Raw genomic sequence first — 16,178 nt, 5'->3', positions numbered from 1 at the left:
CCAGGACCACCTGCTCGGCGCGGGAGGGACGGTCAGGGGTGGTTTCGGGGGAGGCGGACCGCGACGGTGGTGCCGGTAGGGCCGGGCTCGTCCGCCGTCGTGGAGGTCACCGTGATCGTGCCGCCGTGGGCGGTGACGATCGCGTCGACGATCGCGAGCCCGAGGCCCGTGGAGCCGCCGGTGCGGTTGCGGGCGTCGTCCCCGCGCGTGAAGCGGCGCAGGAGCGTCGGCCGCAGGGCCGCGGGGATGCCGGGCCCGTCGTCGGCGACGGCGAGCACGACGGCGTCGGCGTCCGCGGTGAGCCGGACGTCCACGTGCGTGCCGGGCGGGGTGTGCGTGCGGGCGTTGGCGAGGAGGTTGGCCAGGACCTGGCGCAGGCTGGCCTCGTCGCCGGTCACCTCCAGGTCGACGGCGTCGTCCGGCAGGTCGTCCGGGTCCGGGGCGCCGGACGCCGGGTCGACGTCGAGGTCGTCCGCGCCGGGCAGGTCGAGCGCCCACTCGTGGTCGGGTCCCGCGGCGTGCGCGTCCGTGACGGCGTCCACGGCGAGCACGGCGAGGTCGACGGGCGCGCGGTCGAGCGGGCGGCCGGCGTCGAGCCGGGCGAGGAGCAGCAGGTCCTCGACGAGGCCGGTCATGCGCACGGCCTCGGCCTCGATGCGGTCGAGCGAGCGCGCGGTCGCGGGCGGCACGTCGTCGGGGGAGCGGCGCACGAGCTCCGCGTACCCGCGGATGGAGGCGAGGGGCGTGCGCAGCTCGTGGCTCGCGTCGGCGACGAACCGCCGCACCTGGGTCTCGGAGTCGTGGCGCGCCTGGAGCGAGGTCTCGACGTTCTCGAGCATCCGGTTGAGCGCGGCGCCCACCTGGCCGACCTCCGTGCGCTCGTCGGTGAGGTCGTCCGGGACGCGGGGGATGGCGTCGATCTCGCCCTGCGCGAGCTCGAGCTCGGAGACACGGCCCGCAGCGGCGGCGACGTCGTCGAGCGGGCGCAGCGAGCGCCGCACGAGCCAGGTGCCGAGGAGCACGGCCGCGAGGACCCCGGCCGCGCCGAGCGCGGCCTCGACGAGCACGTAGCTCTCGACCGTCGCGTCGACCTGGGCGGTGCTCGACGCGACGACGACGGGCTGCCCGTCCGCGGTGGTGCGGTGCACGGCGCGGAACGACCCGAGGTCGGGGAGGTCGACGTCGTGCGCGGCGCCGTCGGCGGGGACGTTCTCGAGCGCCGCGACCTGGGTGTCGTCGAGCGTCACGCGCTGGAGGTCCGGGGTGACGTACTCCGCGAGGACGAGCTCGCCGCCGTCGTACCGCAGCACGGCGCTGCCGGGGCCGGTGCCCGCGGGGAAGCGTGACGGGTCGTCGGGACCGCCGGGCTCCGGCCCGGACGCGTCGCCGGTGCCGTCCGGGGGCTGCGCGGGGCCGTGGGCGAGCCGGTCGCTCGCCTGGCGCAGATCGTGGTCGACCTGGGCCACGAGCTGGGTGCGCAGCACGACGGCGGACGCGACGGCGAGCCCGACGGTGACGAGCAGCACGACGGTCGCGAGCACGAGCACGAGGCGCCGGCGCAGCGCGGTGGGCCGCCGCTCCCTGCCGGTGGCGGTCGGGCGGGTCGTGCCGAGGTCACGCACGGGCGCTCTCCGCGTCGGCGGCGGGCTTGAGCACGTACCCGACGCCGCGCAGCGTGTGGATCATGGGCGCGCGGCCCTTGTCGATCTTGCGGCGCAGGTAGGAGACGTAGAGCTCGACGATGTTGGCCTGGCCGCCGAAGTCGTAGTTCCAGACGCGGTCGAGGATCTGCGCCTTGGACAGCACGCGGCGCGGGTTGCGCATGAGGTACCGCAGGAGCTCGAACTCGGTCGCGGTGAGCCGGATCTCCTCGCCCCCGCGCCGCACCTCGTGCGCGTCCTCGTCGAGCTCGAGGTCGCCGACGACGAGCACGGAGTCCTCGCGCTGGGCGGTGGCGCCGCCGCGGCGCAGCAGCCCGCGCAGCCGGGCGACGACCTCTTCCAGGCTGAACGGCTTGGTCACGTAGTCGTCGCCGCCCGCGGTGAGCCCGGCGACGCGGTCCTCGACGGCGTCGCGCGCGGTGAGGAACAGCACGGGCACGTCGGCGTCGCGCTCGCGCAGGCGGCGCAGGACGGTGAGCCCGTCCATGTCGGGGAGCATGACGTCGAGCACGACGACGTCCGGCCCGGTCTCCCGCGCGGTGCGGATCGCGGTGTGCCCGTCGAGCGCGGTGGAGACGTCCCAGCCCTCGTACCGCAGCGCCGAGGTGAGCAGCTCGGCGAGGTTCGGCTCGTCGTCGACCACGAGCACGCGGACGGGGGAGCCGTCCGGGCGCGTGAGGCGCGGCTGGTCCGGGCGGCCGACGGGGGCGGGGGCTGCGGTCATGCTCCCAGGGTCGCGCGGGACGCGGAGGCGTGCCTGTGGTGACCCTGTGCGCTCGCTGTGCCCCGAGGCCGGCCCGGTCCCCGTCCGACGCGCGCCGCGGGCCGGGGTGAGAAACCGTAGTCGCGAGTCGTTGAAACCTTGACTTTTGTGCGCCTGCCGTCGAAACTCGCTGCATCGGCAGCAGCCGACGTCCACGCACGCAGGAGTGCGCGCGTCGCCCCGTGGGGTCGCCGTCGGCGACCCTCCGGCTCGCGCTCTCGACGACGAGGGAGAAGCACGCATGGATTTGTTCAGCGGCATGACGTTCCGGCGGGCGGTGGCTGCGGCCGCCGCGCTGCCGCTCGTGGGCGGTGCCACGCTCATGACCGCGGGCCCGGCGGCCGCCGACGAGGAGGACTACAAGATCCTCGTCGTGGGCGAGACGCTCGGCTTCCGCCACTCGCACATCGACGACACCACGCGCGCGCTCATCGAGCTCGGCGCCGAGAACGGCTTCACGGTCGACGTGTGGGACCCGCCGAACAGCTCGGCGGGGTGGTGGGGCAGCGGCTCGCCCGGCCAGCCCGACCTGACGATGGACTCCTCGCCGTTCACGAGCGCCGAGGACCTCGCGCAGTACGCGACCATCGTCTTCGCGTCGCCGGTCGACAACACCAACTCCCTCAACCCGGCCACGCCGCGCCTCCTGGACGACGCCGAGCTCGCCGCGTTCCAGGGCTACATCCGGGGCGGCGGCGGGTTCGTGGGCCTGCACGCGGCGACGGACACGATGCACACCGTGCCCTGGTACAGCCAGCTCACGGGCGGCGGCGCGCGGTTCGTCAGCCACCCGCAGCAGCAGACGGCGACGATGCGCGTCGAGAGCCCGGGCCACCCCTCGACGGCGCACCTGCCCGCCGTCTGGGAGCGGTTCGACGAGTGGTACAACTACACGACCAACCCGCGCGAGGACGTCCACGTCCTCATCACGCTCGACGAGTCGACGTACAACCCGGGCAACAACGCGATGGGCGAGGACCACCCGATCGCGTGGTGCCAGAACTTCGAGGGCGGTCGCTCCTGGTACGAGGGCGCCGGGCACACCGACGCCTCGTGGACCGACCCGCTGTTCCTCGGGCACGTCCTCAAGGGCGTCGAGTGGACCGCGGGCGTCGTCGAGGGCGGCGGCAACTGCGTCACCTTCGGCGAGGTCGACGAGCTCGTGGCGGGCCTGAACACGTCCGCGGTCGGCGACGGCGTCATCGCGGGTGCGATCTCGTCGCTGCTCGGCAGCGCACGCAGCGCGGCCGACGCGGACGACCCCGCGACGGCCGTCCAGGTGCTCGGCGGCGCGCGCTCGCTCGTCGACCACCTGTCGGCGGCGGCGGGCGACCGCGCGCTGCTCGGCACGAAGATCGACGACCTCGTCGACTGGCAGTCGGCCCTCGTCGACGACGGCCCCGCGCTCGACCTCTCGGCCGAGGCCGAGCTGCGCACCATGGGCGGCAAGCAGTACCTCGCGGTCCGGGTGGTCAACCAGGACGACACGGCCGTGGACCTCACGGTCACCACGCCGTACGGGACCAAGGAGTTCGCGGCCGTCGCGCCGACCAAGAACGCCTACCAGGCCTTCGCGACGCGCCTCGTCGAGGTGCCGGCGGGGCAGGTGACGGTCACCGCCACCGCCGAGCGCGACGGTGAGACGGTCACCGAGGAGCTCGTGGTCGACTTCAGCGGGACCGCCTGACGCCTCCCCGGCCCAGCAGGCACGACGCCCGTCGCACCCCGGTGCGGCGGGCGTCGTCGTGCGCGGGGCGGGCGGTGGGCGAGGTGTGATCTCGCGCACTCCGCGTGATGATCCGCGCCGCACCGCGTCCTTCACTCCTGGACGACCGTCCAGGAGTGAAGGAGAAACCCGTGCCCCCCACCGCCCGACCCCCGCGCCACCGCGGCCGACCCGTGCGCCGCGCCCTCGCGGCCGCCGTCACGCTGCTGCTGGCCGTGCTCGGCCTCGCCGCCGTCCCGACGACCGCGAGCGCCGCCGAGCTCGACGCCATCACCGGCGTCGAGATCACCCGCCCCACCGGTGCGATCCACCAGGGGGACTCGATCCGTCTCGACGCCACGTGGGCGGTGCCCGACGACGCGCGCCCGGGCGACACGTTCCGTCTCGCGCTGCCCACGAGCCCGCGCGTCGCCGGGTTCGCCGACACGTTCGAGCTGACGGACCCGGCGGGCGCGGTGGTCGGCACGTGCACCGTCGACGAGACGCAGTTCCTGTGCACGCTCGGTGAGTACGTCCTCGACCACACGGGCGTCGGCGGGACGGTCTACTTCTGGGCCCAGGTGACGGAGACGAGCGACGCGGAGGTGCTCGTGTTCACCACGGGCGGCGGCGTGGAGATCCGCGTCGACGTCCCCGGCGGCATCGGGGAGGGCGAGGGCGGCGGCGGCTGGCAGCCGCCCACCTCGCCGGTCAAGGGCGGCTGGTACGACCGCGCCGCGGGCGTCGTGCGCTGGGACGTGTACGTGCCCGGGCAGTTCCTCACGGGCCCGGACGGGTCCCCGGTTGTGCTCACGGACACGTTCGACCCCCGCCTGACGCTCGTCGAGGACAGCGTCGGCGTGCTCGCGGTGCCCGTCGACCGGTGGGACGACGGCGACTTCTGGGGCTCGGGCTTCTGGCTGGACCCGGCGGACTACGTCGTCGAGGCGGGGCCGGGCGCGAACCAGTTCCGGTTCAGCGTGCCGGGCGCTCACGGCGCCGACCACGTCTACGTGCTGTCCTACGCGACGACGGTCCCGGCCGACGCGCGCGACGGCGACCGCTACGAGAACACCGTCACGGGTCTGGCGTCCGGCGACGTGGTGGCGTCGGCGGAGTACGCGGGCGCCGGCGGCACGGGCGGGGGCGAGGGCGTGCGCACGATCCGGCTCGCCAAGCGCGTCGACGGCGACGCGGCGCAGGGCGTGACGGGACCGTTCGCGTTCGAGCTCGTCTGCACGGGCGCGCAGGGCGAGGCGCTCGCCGGCTTCCCGCGCTCGGCCACCGTCCAGGCGGGCGCGAGCACGACGTTCACGGGCGTGTCGGTCGGGTCCGTGTGCTCCCTGACCGAGACCGACGACGGCGGCGCGGACCGCGTGGCCTTCGCCCCCGCGGGGCCGATCGAGGTGACGGCGGCGTCGCCCGCGACGATCGACGTCGTCGCGACGAACACCTTCGACGCGCACGTCGGCGGGGTGGCCGTGACCAAGCGCGTGACGGGGCCCGCCGCGTCGGCGGTGCCGGAGGGGACCACGTACCCGGTCGCCTACGCGTACGACGGGCCCGAGGGCGAGGTGACCGGCGAGCTCGTGCTCACGGACGGCGGCACCGAGGTGCTCCCGGACCTGCCGGCCGGGACGGTCGTCACGCTCGCCGAGGCGGCTCCAGCGGCCCTCGACGGCGTCGCGTGGCGGGCGCCGGCGTTCGCGGGCGACGGGGTCGAGGTGCTCGACGACGGCTCCGCGCGCGTCGTCGTCGGGGACGGGACGACGGTCGAGGTCGTGCTGACGAACACCGCGGACGTGCCCGGTTCCCAGGGGCAGCGGCCGGGCACCGCGGCGACGCCGCCGACCGGAGGCCTGGCGACGACCGGGGCCGGGCTCGGCGCCGCCGTCCTCGTCGCGGCGCTGCTCGTGGCGGCCGGCGCCGTCGTCGTGCGGCGCCACGCCCGCGGCTGAGGCGACCGTGGCGCCCCGGCGTCGTCACCGGGGTCGTCACGGTGAGCACGCCTCGCCGTGACGACGCCGGGGCGCCGGTCGCGCGTCAGGCGAGCTGGAGGGTCGTGAGGCAGGTGGGGTCGTCGTCGCGCGTCGAGACGGTCGTGGTGCCGACCCGGCCGTCGTGCTCGACGCGCAGCTCCGCGTCGACGTCACGCGGGAGCCAGTAGCCCACGAACCCGTTGGCGCCGAGCGTCGTGTCCTCCTCGACGAGCACGTCGCCGGTGGCCGCGTCGACCACGGTCACCGAGACCGGCTCGCCCGCGAGTTCGCCCTGGCACGTGGTGAGCGAGTGGTAGAAGCACTCGTGCGTCTCGTCCACGAAGGGCGCGACCGAGAGGTAGAACGTGTCCTCGGGCAGCGGGACCGTGGTCTCGTACGACTCGTCGGCGAGCACGAGCTCCGCCGCGCGGACGGAGGCCACGAGGTCGGTCGGCCGGTCGGCGGTCTCGAGCCCTTCCAGGCGGTCGACGACCTCCTGGCCGCTGAGCCCGGTGAGGTCGTGGCGGTCGAGCAGGGCGTCCAGCGCGGAGGGCTCCGGGGACCCGCCGGAGCAGCCGGCGAGCACGAGGGCGGTGGCGGCCACGGCGGCCACGAGGGTCGGGAGGGCACGTCGTCTCATGCGCCGATCCTCTCAGAGCCCGACGCCGTGACCAGGGCCGGAGGTCCCGGGCGCGCCGACGGCCGGGACCCTGGCGGGCCCCGGCCGTGCGGGTGGCGGACGGCGTCGCGTCACGCGGTGAGCATCGCCACCGGGTTGTCGTGCGTGAGGCGCGCGAGCAGGTCGCGCGGCACCCCGCGCGCGGCGAGCATCTCGGTGAACACCGTCGGGACGTAGGCGAACCCGTTGCCGCCGTGCTGCACCCACATCTGCTTGAGGAACACGTCGTGGCTGAGCAGCACCTGGCCCGCGTGGCCGGCCTCGACGAGGCGCTGCACCGCGGTCGCGGTCGTGTGCGGGTCGGGGGACACGCCCTCCTTCGGGAAGGTGATGTCCATGCCGACCATGTCGAACTCGAGCCAGACGCCGCGCTCGGCCACGGAGCGCTGGTAGCCCGGGTCGTCGGCGGACGGGTCCATGTGGCACAGCACGACCTTCTCCGGGCGCACGCCCACCTCGTCGAGCACGAGGTCGAGCACCTCGTGCGCGCGGCGCTGCCAGCCGGGCAGGTGCACCTGGAGCGCGACGTGCGGGTGCTCGCGTTGCGCGAGGGCCGCGGCGCGCAGCGACGCGGCCTCGCCCGGCGTGAACGACGGCGAGACGCCGATCTCGCCGATGATGCCGGGCCGCACGCCGGTCCCGCCGATCCCGTCGGCGAGCTCCGCGACGATCGCGTCCGCCTGGGCGTCCACGGCCGCGGCGGCGATGCGGTCGCCCTCGAACTTCTCGAGGTACGCGCCGCAGCCCGCGACCACGTGCAGGCCCGTGCGGCGCGCGACCTCCGCGAGGCGCTCGGGGTTGCGCCCGATCGCGGCGCTCGACGTCGCGTCGACGATCGTGCGCCCGCCCAGCGCGGCGAAGCTCTCGAGCTCCGCCGCGACCGCGGCGACCGGCTTGTCGGCGATGTTGTCCGCGCAGCAGTACGGGTCCTGGCGCAGCGCCCACGCGACCGACGCGGAGACCGGGGCCTCGACGACCGCCTCGGAGAAGCGGTAGCTCGGAGGGTCGAGCACGCCGGACAGGTCGTTGAAGAGGTGCTCGTGGGGGAGCGTGAGGCCGAGGTCCGCGGCCGCGGCACGGCCGGTGACCGTCTGGACGTGGCCGGCGGGCGTGACGCTCATCGCGCGCTCGTCTCGCCGGCCTCGCCGCCCGCGACGGCCGCCGCGACGCCCGCGTCGGAGCCGTCCGGGCCGGGTCCGTCCGGGCCGTCGGCGTGCGCGGCCTTGCCGGACGGGATCATGCCGATCCCGGCGGCGACGAGCGCGATGACCGTGCCGATGACGGTCGCCACGTGCACGGTGTGGCCGAGCGCGGGGATCGCGGCGTCGAGGACGAGCGAGCCGACGAGCTGGCCCGCGACCGAGGCGAGGCCGAGCAGGAGCAGCCCGAGGCCGCGCACGAGCAGCGCCATGAGCGCGATGGACAGCAGGCCGAGCGGGCCGCCCAGGTACATCCACCACTCGCTCGGGAGCTGGAAGTCGACGCCGCCCACGGCCGCGCGCACGAGGTAGGCGATCAGCAGGGCGGTGAAGCCCACGAGGAAGTTCCAGCCGATCGAGACGAGCATCGACCCGGTGACGTCGGCGACGGCCGCGTTGCCGGCAGGCTGCCAGCCCGCGAGCAGACCGCCCACGAACGGCATGATCGCGAGGACGATCGTGTGCGGCACGGAGAAGCTCGGCGAGATGACGACGACGGTCGCCGCGATGGCGAGCGCCGCGCCGAGCAGGCGCGTGGTGGTGAGCGGCTGCTTGACGGACGCCGTGACGCCCAGGCGGTCGCAGATGACGCCCGAGATGACGAGGCCGGAGATGAGCGAGATCTGGAACGTCGCGACGCCGAGGACGCCGACGGTCACGCCCTCGGACAGGACGATGACGGCCCCGCACAGGCCCGCGAGGTAGTTCCACCACGGGATGGTGCGCGAGCGGATCAGGCCGGGGATCGCGAGCGCCTCGCGTCGGGTCGCGGGGCGCGCGAACACGACGACGAACATGAGGACCAGGCCGGTCCCGAACGAGATGAGGGCGGCGGCGTGCCCGTCGCCGATCGTCTTGCCCAGCTGGCCGTTGACGGCCGCCTGCATGGGGCCGAGGGCCCCCGCGAGGACGGTCGCGACGACGAGCAGGGCGGTCGCGGTGTCCTTGACCCTGCTGCGGCGGGCTGACGGGCTCACAGCACCTCCCTGAGTGCCGGACGGGGAACCGGTGGTCGCCGGCGTGGTGTGCTTCATTGCGTGACCGTGCCTTCCTCCGACGGTACGTCGGACTTAGCTGTGGAGCGGAATCCTGGTGCCCTCGGGGGCCAGGTCGGTGGCGCGCGGCAGGGAGTCGACGGCGCCGTGGCGGGTGGTGGTGGAGGCGGCGACGTGCGCCGCCCAGCGGGCGGACTCGACGAGGTCGCCGCCGTGGAGGAGGCCGTCCGCGAGCGCCGCGCAGAACGAGTCGCCGGCGGCGGTCGTGTCGACGGCGTCGACGCGCTCCGCCGGGACGGTGACGGGTGCTCCTCCCGCGGGGACGACGAGCGCGCCGTCGGCCCCGAGGGTGACGACGACGTCCCCGGGGTGGTCGAGCGCGCGGACCATGGCGAGCACGGCGTCGGTGCCGACGGGCTCGTCGCTCGCGCCGACGAGGGTCGCGAGCTCGAACCGGTTGGGCACGAGCACCCGGAACGCGGCGCGCACGGGGGCGGGCAGCGGGACGGCGGGCGCCGGGTTGAGCACCGTGGTGCCCGTCGCGGTGGCGGCGACGGCGCGCAGGGCGCCGAGCGGCGTCTCGCACTGGCACAGGACGGCGGCCGCGTCGCGGACGAGGTCGGCGCGCTCGGTGACGAACGCCTCGTCGACGACGGCGTTCGCGCCGGGCTCGATGACGATCGTCGACTCGGGCTGCTCCCACAGCACGACGGCGACGCCGGTGGGGCGGTCCGCCGTCGCGAGGCCGTCGAGGACGAGGCCCTCGACGGCGAGGCGGCGGCGGATCGCGCGGCCGTCGTCGTCGTCGCCGACGGCGCCGACCATGGCGACGCGGCGGCCGAGCCGGGCGGCGGCGACCGCCTGGTTGGCGCCCTTGCCGCCGGGGGAGCGGACGAGACCCGTCGCGGAGACGGTCTCGCCCGAGCGGGGCAGGCGGTCGACGGTCAGCCTGAGGTCCATGTTCAGGCTGCCGACGACCACCACCTCGGGCGTCATCAGCCCGCGAGCCAGGTGACGGCCTGGCCGAACAGCGGGCCGTAGCCGGCCCAGTCCATGAACTCGCGCGGGGCCCAGTGCGGGGAGATGTCGGAGGCGAACGCGAGCGTGCGCCCCTCGCCCTCGGTGCGGACGGCGACGAGCGGGCGGCCCTCGATGGTGGCGAGGACGGTCGCGTCGGCCTTGGTGGTGAGGCGCTGGTAGCCGAGGAGGATCGGCCACTCGCGGTCGAGGCCGGCGGTGACGGGGTGCTCGACGTCGGTCAGGGTGCCGCCGATGCCCTCGGGGGTCTCCTCGCGGTCGTCGTACGGGAGGATGTCGACGGGCAGGACGGCCTCGACCGCGGTGCCGTGGTAGTTGGCCTTGGCCTGGAAGCCCTGGAAGCTGAGGTAGCCGCCGGCCATCATGAGGCCGCCGCCGCGGCGGACCCACTCGGCGAGGAGCTTGAGCCGGTTCGGGAACGGGCGCCCCTGGGAGAACACGACCGGCGGGAGCAGGAGCGAGTTGGCGCCGATGTCGGACAGGATCACGACGTCGTAGGCGTCGAGCTCGTCGAGCGTGGAGGGGAACTCCTCGGCGACGAGGTGCGAGGGCAGGTGCGTGACCTCGTGGCCCTCGGCGGCCAGCGCCTCGAGCAGGCGCGCGCACCCGATCTCGAGCTGGGCGTGGGGGAACGCGTCGTACCCCTTGTAGTCGGTGGTCGCGTTGATCCACGACTCCCCGGCGAGCAGAACCCGGCTCATCCCGGCCTCCTTGCGATCAGGTCGCGCGGCGACGTCCTCGACGACGTTGCGCAACGTTGTGTAGCGTTGCGCAAGACCGTAGGGGGCGAGCGGCGCGGCTGTCAACACCGTGCGCGGCCCGACGCTCCCGGTAGAGTGCAGGAGATCTGGGGGACCGCCCCGAGGAAGGGGAGCCATGACGCTCACGCGTGTTGCGCAACGTGCCGGCGTGTCGGCCTCGACGGCGTCGCGCTACCTGCGCGGGCAGCTCAACGTCCAGCCCGAGACGGCGGCGCGGATCGACGCCGCGGTCCGCGAGGTGGGGTACGTCGTCCCCGCGCCCGGTCCCGCCGCGCGCGACGACGAGCGCCGCACCGGGGTGGTCGCGCTCGTCGTGCCCGACTTCGTCAACCCGTTCTTCACCGCCCTCGCCGAGGAGGTCGCGCGCCTCGCGGGCGATCGCCGCGTCCCGCTCGTCGTCGCGCTGTCGACGCGGCACGGCGACGCCGAGTCCGGCCTGGGCCAGCTCCTCGCGAGCGACGGCTCGCTCGGCGGCATCGTCTACGTGGGGATGTCCCGCACCGACGACCGGCTCGCGCGCGCCGTCGCGGACGGGCTGCCCGTCGTCGTCATCGACGAGGAGGTCGATCTCGACCTGCCCGTCGAGACGATCACCGTCGACAACTACGGCGGCGCCTACCAGGCCACGAGCTACCTCGTGCAGCAGGGGCACCGGCGCATCGCCCACGTCGCCGGGCCCGCGGAGCTGTCCACGACCCAGGACCGCCTGCGCGGCTACGTCGACGCGATGCACGACGCCGGCCTCGACGTCGACCCGGACCTCGTGCGCCACGGCCCGTACACCGAGCAGTTCGGCGCCTCGACGTTCCCCTACCTCACGCGGCCCGGGAACGCGCCGACGGCCGTGTTCGTCGGCAGCGACATCGTGGCCGTCGGGATGCTGGGCGCCGCCGAGCTGCACGGCATCTCCATCCCCGAGGACCTCTCGGTCGTCGGGTGCGACGGCATCCGCGTCGGCCAGTGGCTGCGCCCCAAGCTCACGACGCTGGAGCAGCCCGTCGCGGCGCTCGCGCTCGCCGCGATGGACGCGATCGAGCGCTCGATGACCGGCACCCCGCCCGCGGTCCCGCCCGCGCGCACCGTGCTGCCGCTGCACCTCGTCGTGCGCGGCTCGGTCGCCCGGCCCGCGGACGCGTAGCGCGGCGGCTCGCGCACCGGCGGTCGCGAGCGGTCGCTACGCCGCGCGCGCGTCCGCGGCCCGGCGGGTCCAGCGCATCACGACGTACAGCACCGCGCCGACGGCGAGCAGGATGCCCGCGCGCAGCCACGTCACGGCGTCCTGCTGCGTCAGGAGCAGGACGCACGACGCCACGCCCAGCACCGGCACGACCGTCGCGACGCGGAAGTGCGGCGCGTCGACCGGGTCGCGGCGCAGCACGAGGACCGCGACGTTCGTCGAGGCGAACACGAGCAGCAGGAGCAGCACGACGGTCTCGGCGAGGCCCGCGACGTCGCCCGTGAACACGAGCCCCATCGCGACCACGGTCGTCACGACGATCGCGACCCACGGCGTGCGGCGCCGGGGGAGCACGCGCCCGAGCGTGGCCGGGAGCAGGCCCTGCTCGGCCATGCCGTACGCGAGCCGGCTCGCCATGATCATCGTGAGCAGCGCCCCGTTCGCGACGGCGATCAGCGCCACGAGGGAGAACACCCAGGCGGGCACCGACCCCTCCGCGTCGACGACCTCGAGCAGGGGCCCGGTCGAGCCGGCGAGCGTCTCGGGGTCGACGACCGCGACCGCGGCGACGCCCACCGCGACGTAGACGACGCCCGCGGTGACGAGCGCGCCGAACAGCGCGCGCGGGTAGGTGCGGCGCACGTCGCGGACCTCCTCGGCGAGGTTCGCCGACGTCTCGAACCCGACGAACGAGTAGTACGCGAGGATGGCGGCCGCGAGGACGGCGAGCGCCGGCGTCGTGCCCTCCGCGAACTGCGTGACGCGGCCCGGCGACCCCTCGCCGCGCCCCAGCACGACGGCGGCGAGCACGACGACGAGCACGAGCCCGGACAGCTCGATCGCGGTCATCGCGACGTTGGCGCGCAGCGACTCCTTGATGCCGCGCGCGTTGAGCGCGGCCACGACGGCGAGGAACAGCACGGCCACGAGGCGGTCGGGGGCGTCGACGAACGTCGCGAAGTAGTCGCCGGCGAAGGCCAGGGAGAGGCCCGCGGCGCTCGTCACGCCTGCGGCGAGCATGGAGAACCCGACGAGGAACGACACGAGCGGGCTGCGGAACGCGCGGTCCGCGAACACGGCCGCGCCGCCGGCCTGCGGGTACTTGGTCACGAGCTCGGCGTACGACCCGGCGGTCAGCAGGGCGAGGCCGAGGGCGACGAGGAGCGGCAGCCAGACGGCGCCGCCCACCTCGCCGGCCATCTCGCCGACGAGCGCGTAGACGCCCGCGCCGAGCACGTCGCCGAGGATGAAGAGGTACAGGAGCCGTCCCCCGACCGAGCGGGACAGCTTCGTGTCCGGGTCGGTGGCCTGCTGCCGGGGTGCGGTCGGTGCGCTCATCGCGTCACCGTGCCACGACCCCGGATCGCTCGCGCCCGGTGCCGGACCGTGCGCCCGCCACGTGCGCCCGGACGAGCCCGCACGGGCACGGCGTGCGAGCCGCCGTGCGAGCCGACAGGAGGCGTGTGAGCGTGGGAGCCCCGGGTCCAGCCACGAGCCCGTCCGCACGAGCGCGACCGGCGGGACGGAACGTCCCCGCGTGCCTGCGTCGCGCTCCGTCGCGAGGAGACGAGCATGAGCGACACCCCGGAGACCTCGAGCGCGGCCCGCACCGTGCGCCGCGCGGTGGTGCTGGGCGGTGCCGGGTTCGTGGGCAGCCACGTGTGCGAGGCGTTGGTGGGCCAAGGCGTCGAGGTCGTGTGCGTCGACGACCTGTCGACCGGGCGGGTCCGCAACCTCGACGCGCTGCGCGACGAGCCGCGGTTCCGGTTCGTCGAGGGAGACGTCAGCGCCGGGATCGACGTGCCCGACCCCGAGCAGGTCGACCTCGTGCTGCACCTCGCGTCGCCCGCCTCGCCCGTGGACTACCTCCGCCTCCCGCTCGAGACCCTGCTCGCGGGCTCGGCGGGGACGCGCCACGGCCTCGAGCTGGCCGAGCGTGCCGGGGCGCGGTTCGTGCTCGCCTCGACGTCCGAGGTGTACGGCGACCCGGAGGTGCACCCGCAGCGCGAGGACTACTGGGGCCACGTGAACCCCGTCGGGCCGCGCAGCGTCTACGACGAGTCCAAGCGGTTCGCGGAGGCGACCACCGCCGCGTACCGCCGCAGCCGCGGCGTGGACACGGGGATCGTGCGGATCTTCAACACCTACGGGCCCCGGATGCGGGGGCACGACGGCCGCATGGTCCCGACGTTCGTGCGGCAGGCGCTCGCGGGCGAGCCGCTGACCGTCGCGGGCGACGGGTCGCAGACCCGGTCGGTGTGCTTCGTGGACGACCTCGTCGAGGGCATCCTCGCGTTCGCGCGCACCGACCACCCGGGCCCGGTGAACCTCGGCGACCCGACGGAGCTCACGGTGGAGCGCGTCGCGCGGGACGTGCTCGCGGCGACGGGGAGCGACGCCGGGATCGTGCACGTCGACCTGCCCGAGGACGACCCGCGCCGCCGCCGGCCCGACACGAGCCTTGCCGAGCGCACGCTCGGCTGGCGCGCCCGCACGCCGTGGGCCGAGGGCCTCGCCCGGACGGTCGAGTGGTTCCGCGCCGACGGCGGCGAGACGCCCGTCGCGGTCGGTGCGGCGCACGGCGGCGCCGCGGACGAGGCGGGTGAGCCGGCATGAGGGTCTCCGTGCACGGCTGCGGCTACCTCGGGGCGGTCCACGCGGCGGCCCTCGCGCGCCTGGGGCACGAGGTCGTCGGCATCGACGTCGACCCGGCCCGCGTCACGGCGCTCGCCGAGGGTCGCGCCCCGTTCTTCGAGCCGGGTCTCGCCGCGCTCCTCGCCGACCCGGGCGGGGCGGGGTCGCTCACGTTCTCGACCGACGTCGCGCGCGCCGGCGTCGCCGACGTCCACTTCCTGTGCGTCGGCACGCCGCAGTCGGCGGGCAGCGGCGTCGCGGACCTGCAGCAGCTCGAGGCCGCGCTCGCGGCGCTGCGCCCCCACCTGCGCCCGGGGTCGGTGGTGGTCGGCAAGTCGACGGTCCCCGTCGGCACGGCGGCCCGGCTCGCGACGGACCTGCCCGACGGCGTCCGGCTCGCCTGGAACCCCGAGTTCCTGCGCGAGGGGCACGCGGTCGCGGACACGCTGCACCCCGACCGGCTCGTCTACGGCGTGCCCGACGACGGCGACGCGCTCGTCGAGCGCCTCGACGCCGTCTACGCGCGGCTGCTCGACGACGGCGTGCCCCGCCTCGTGACCGACCTCGCGACGGCGGAGCTCGCGAAGGTGGCCGCCAACGCGTTCCTCGCGACGAAGATCTCGTTCGCCAACGCGGTCGCGGAGGTGTGCGAGGCCGCGGGCGGCGACGCGGTCGCGCTCGTCGGCACCATGGCGCTCGACCGTCGGATCGGCGGCGAGTACCTGGGCGTGGGCCTGGGGTTCGGGGGCGGGTGCCTGCCCAAGGACATCCGCGCGTTCGCGGCCCGGGCGCGCGAGCTCGGCGTCGGCCCGGCCGTGTCGTTCCTCGACGAGGTCGACGCCATCAACGACCGCTGCCGGGAGCGCGCCGTCGTGCTCGCGCGCACCGCGTGCGGCGGCTCGCTCGCGGGGCGACGCGTGGCGGTGCTCGGCGCCGCGTTCAAGCCGGACAGCGACGACGTGCGCAGCTCGCCCGCCCTCGCGCTGGCCCGGGCGCTCGCCGCGGAGGGGGCCGACGTCGTCGTCACCGATCCGCAGGCCCTCGCGCTCGCGCAGGCGGCCGCCCCCGAGCTCGGGTACGCCGCGGACGCGCGCGAGGCGGCGACCGGTGCCGACGTCGTGGTCCTCGCGACCGAGTGGGACGAGTACCGCGAGCTCGACCCCGGTGCTCTGGCCGACGTGGTGCGGTCGCCGCGCCTCGTGGACGCGCGCAACGCCGTCGACGGCGCGCGGTGGCGTGCCGCCGGGTGGGACGTGCGCTCGCTCGGGGTCGCCGCGCCGCGCGCGGCCCGACCTCAGTCGAGCAGCCCCACGGCGTAGCCCACGAAGAACAGGGCCGTCACGACGGCGACCACGCCGACGACCCCGATCCAGACCCACGGCACGGCCCGGTGCGGGCCGTGCTCCTCGTGGCCCTGCGGCGCGCTCACCTGGTCCTCCGCGGGCGGGGTCTCGCCGGGCTGCACGTCGCCGCTCGCCGAGAAGTCGGCCGCGGACGAGCGGTGCGAGGCGTCCAGCGGGTCGGGGTCGGGGGAGGCGGGTCCGGTCATGGTGCGGTCCTTCCGTCGGTGCGGTGGTGCTTGGTCGC

At 75.4% G+C, this 16,178-nt stretch carries 14 protein-coding genes; 5 read left to right on the top strand and 9 right to left on the bottom strand.

Annotation, left to right across the window (positions count from 1 at the left end; all coding sequences use genetic code 11):
* Positions 1-32 precede the first annotated feature (32 nt).
* Complete coding sequence (locus B9L22_RS12460; protein ID WP_086150587.1) at positions 33-1,622, bottom strand: cell wall metabolism sensor histidine kinase WalK; 1,590 nt, start codon at positions 1,620-1,622, stop codon at positions 33-35.
* Positions 1,615-2,385: a response regulator transcription factor gene (locus tag B9L22_RS12455; RefSeq protein ID WP_085387810.1), complete on the bottom strand. Its 771-nt coding sequence runs from the start codon at positions 2,383-2,385 to the stop codon at positions 1,615-1,617. Before B9L22_RS12455 ends, B9L22_RS12460 begins: the two co-directional genes overlap by 8 nt.
* Before the next feature lie 280 nt (positions 2,386-2,665).
* Between B9L22_RS12455 and B9L22_RS12450 the strand changes: the two genes are divergently transcribed.
* Together B9L22_RS12450 and B9L22_RS12445 are read left to right on the top strand one after the other, a co-directional pair.
* Entirely contained in the window at positions 2,666-4,111 is a 1,446-nt protein-coding gene (locus tag B9L22_RS12450; RefSeq protein ID WP_086150586.1) for a ThuA domain-containing protein, read from the top strand.
* A gap of 170 nt (positions 4,112-4,281) precedes the next feature.
* Positions 4,282-6,087 carry a DUF5979 domain-containing protein gene (locus B9L22_RS12445; RefSeq protein WP_143317279.1) on the top strand — a complete coding sequence of 602 codons (1,806 nt, stop codon included), beginning with the start codon at positions 4,282-4,284 and terminating at the stop codon, positions 6,085-6,087.
* 85 nt (positions 6,088-6,172) lie between these two features.
* Here B9L22_RS12445 and B9L22_RS12440 read toward each other — a convergent pair whose 3' ends face one another.
* From B9L22_RS12440 to B9L22_RS12420, 5 genes are all read right to left on the bottom strand, one after another.
* Positions 6,173-6,748 carry a CueP family metal-binding protein gene (locus B9L22_RS12440; RefSeq protein WP_021483840.1) on the bottom strand — a complete coding sequence of 192 codons (576 nt, stop codon included), beginning with the start codon at positions 6,746-6,748 and terminating at the stop codon, positions 6,173-6,175.
* A gap of 110 nt (positions 6,749-6,858) precedes the next feature.
* A complete protein-coding gene (locus B9L22_RS12435) occupies positions 6,859-7,908 on the bottom strand; it encodes a phosphotriesterase (RefSeq protein WP_086150584.1) in 1,050 nt (349 codons plus the stop codon).
* On the bottom strand, positions 7,905-8,963 hold the full coding sequence (locus tag B9L22_RS12430; protein ID WP_233140074.1) for a DMT family transporter: 1,059 nt from the start codon (positions 8,961-8,963) through the stop codon (positions 7,905-7,907). The genes B9L22_RS12435 and B9L22_RS12430 overlap by 4 nt, the downstream gene beginning before the upstream one ends.
* 93 nt (positions 8,964-9,056) lie before the next feature.
* On the bottom strand, positions 9,057-9,977 hold the full coding sequence (locus B9L22_RS12425; protein ID WP_043653989.1) for a ribokinase: 921 nt from the start codon (positions 9,975-9,977) through the stop codon (positions 9,057-9,059).
* Positions 9,977-10,720 (bottom strand): glutamine amidotransferase, encoded by a 744-nt coding sequence (locus B9L22_RS12420; RefSeq protein ID WP_086150582.1) that lies wholly within the window; start codon positions 10,718-10,720, stop codon positions 9,977-9,979. Before B9L22_RS12420 ends, B9L22_RS12425 begins: the two co-directional genes overlap by 1 nt.
* 175 nt (positions 10,721-10,895) lie before the next feature.
* On the opposite strand from B9L22_RS12420, the gene B9L22_RS12415 reads away from it, so the two are divergent.
* On the top strand, positions 10,896-11,918 hold the full coding sequence (locus B9L22_RS12415; RefSeq protein WP_086150581.1) for a LacI family DNA-binding transcriptional regulator: 1,023 nt from the start codon (positions 10,896-10,898) through the stop codon (positions 11,916-11,918).
* Positions 11,919-11,954: 36 nt separating this feature from the next.
* Here B9L22_RS12415 and B9L22_RS12410 read toward each other — a convergent pair whose 3' ends face one another.
* Positions 11,955-13,295 carry an APC family permease gene (locus B9L22_RS12410; protein WP_086150580.1) on the bottom strand — a complete coding sequence of 447 codons (1,341 nt, stop codon included), beginning with the start codon at positions 13,293-13,295 and terminating at the stop codon, positions 11,955-11,957.
* A gap of 234 nt (positions 13,296-13,529) precedes the next feature.
* Between B9L22_RS12410 and B9L22_RS12405 the strand changes: the two genes are divergently transcribed.
* Positions 13,530-14,573, top strand: coding sequence for an NAD-dependent epimerase/dehydratase family protein (locus tag B9L22_RS12405; RefSeq protein WP_086150579.1), 1,044 nt, complete (start codon positions 13,530-13,532; stop codon positions 14,571-14,573).
* Complete coding sequence (locus tag B9L22_RS12400; RefSeq protein ID WP_086150578.1) at positions 14,570-15,910, top strand: UDP-glucose/GDP-mannose dehydrogenase family protein; 1,341 nt, start codon at positions 14,570-14,572, stop codon at positions 15,908-15,910. The genes B9L22_RS12405 and B9L22_RS12400 overlap by 4 nt, the downstream gene beginning before the upstream one ends.
* On the opposite strand, the gene B9L22_RS12395 is transcribed toward B9L22_RS12400, so the two are convergent.
* Entirely contained in the window at positions 15,886-16,140 is a 255-nt protein-coding gene (locus B9L22_RS12395; RefSeq protein WP_043654002.1) for a DUF6480 family protein, read from the bottom strand. The two genes, B9L22_RS12400 and B9L22_RS12395, sit on opposite strands and share 25 nt — an antisense overlap.
* Positions 16,141-16,178: the final 38 nt, after the last annotated feature.

Origin of the sequence: Cellulosimicrobium sp. KWT-B (assembly GCF_002127155.1) — a bacterium.
GTDB classification, from domain to species: Bacteria; Actinomycetota; Actinomycetes; order Actinomycetales; family Cellulomonadaceae; genus Cellulosimicrobium; species Cellulosimicrobium funkei.
The sequence above is the reverse complement of the archived record's forward strand: the minus strand, read 5'-3'. Positions and strand labels throughout refer to the sequence as shown.

Bases quoted from the DNA above. Each gene is read 5' to 3' on its own strand.
- B9L22_RS12455 (WP_085387810.1), bottom strand. From the start codon at position 2,385: ATGACCGCAGCCCCCGCCCCCGTCGGCCGCCCGGACCAGCCGCGCCTC.
- B9L22_RS12450 (WP_086150586.1), top strand. From the start codon at position 2,666: ATGGATTTGTTCAGCGGCATGACGTTCCGGCGGGCGGTGGCTGCGGCC.
- B9L22_RS12440 (WP_021483840.1), bottom strand. From the start codon at position 6,748: ATGAGACGACGTGCCCTCCCGACCCTCGTGGCCGCCGTGGCCGCCACC.
- B9L22_RS12435 (WP_086150584.1), bottom strand. From the start codon at position 7,908: ATGAGCGTCACGCCCGCCGGCCACGTCCAGACGGTCACCGGCCGTGCC.
- B9L22_RS12425 (WP_043653989.1), bottom strand. From the start codon at position 9,977: ATGACGCCCGAGGTGGTGGTCGTCGGCAGCCTGAACATGGACCTCAGG.
- B9L22_RS12420 (WP_086150582.1), bottom strand. From the start codon at position 10,720: ATGAGCCGGGTTCTGCTCGCCGGGGAGTCGTGGATCAACGCGACCACC.
- B9L22_RS12415 (WP_086150581.1), top strand. From the start codon at position 10,896: ATGACGCTCACGCGTGTTGCGCAACGTGCCGGCGTGTCGGCCTCGACG.
- B9L22_RS12410 (WP_086150580.1), bottom strand. From the start codon at position 13,295: ATGAGCGCACCGACCGCACCCCGGCAGCAGGCCACCGACCCGGACACG.
- B9L22_RS12405 (WP_086150579.1), top strand. From the start codon at position 13,530: ATGAGCGACACCCCGGAGACCTCGAGCGCGGCCCGCACCGTGCGCCGC.
- B9L22_RS12400 (WP_086150578.1), top strand. From the start codon at position 14,570: ATGAGGGTCTCCGTGCACGGCTGCGGCTACCTCGGGGCGGTCCACGCG.
- B9L22_RS12395 (WP_043654002.1), bottom strand. From the start codon at position 16,140: ATGACCGGACCCGCCTCCCCCGACCCCGACCCGCTGGACGCCTCGCAC.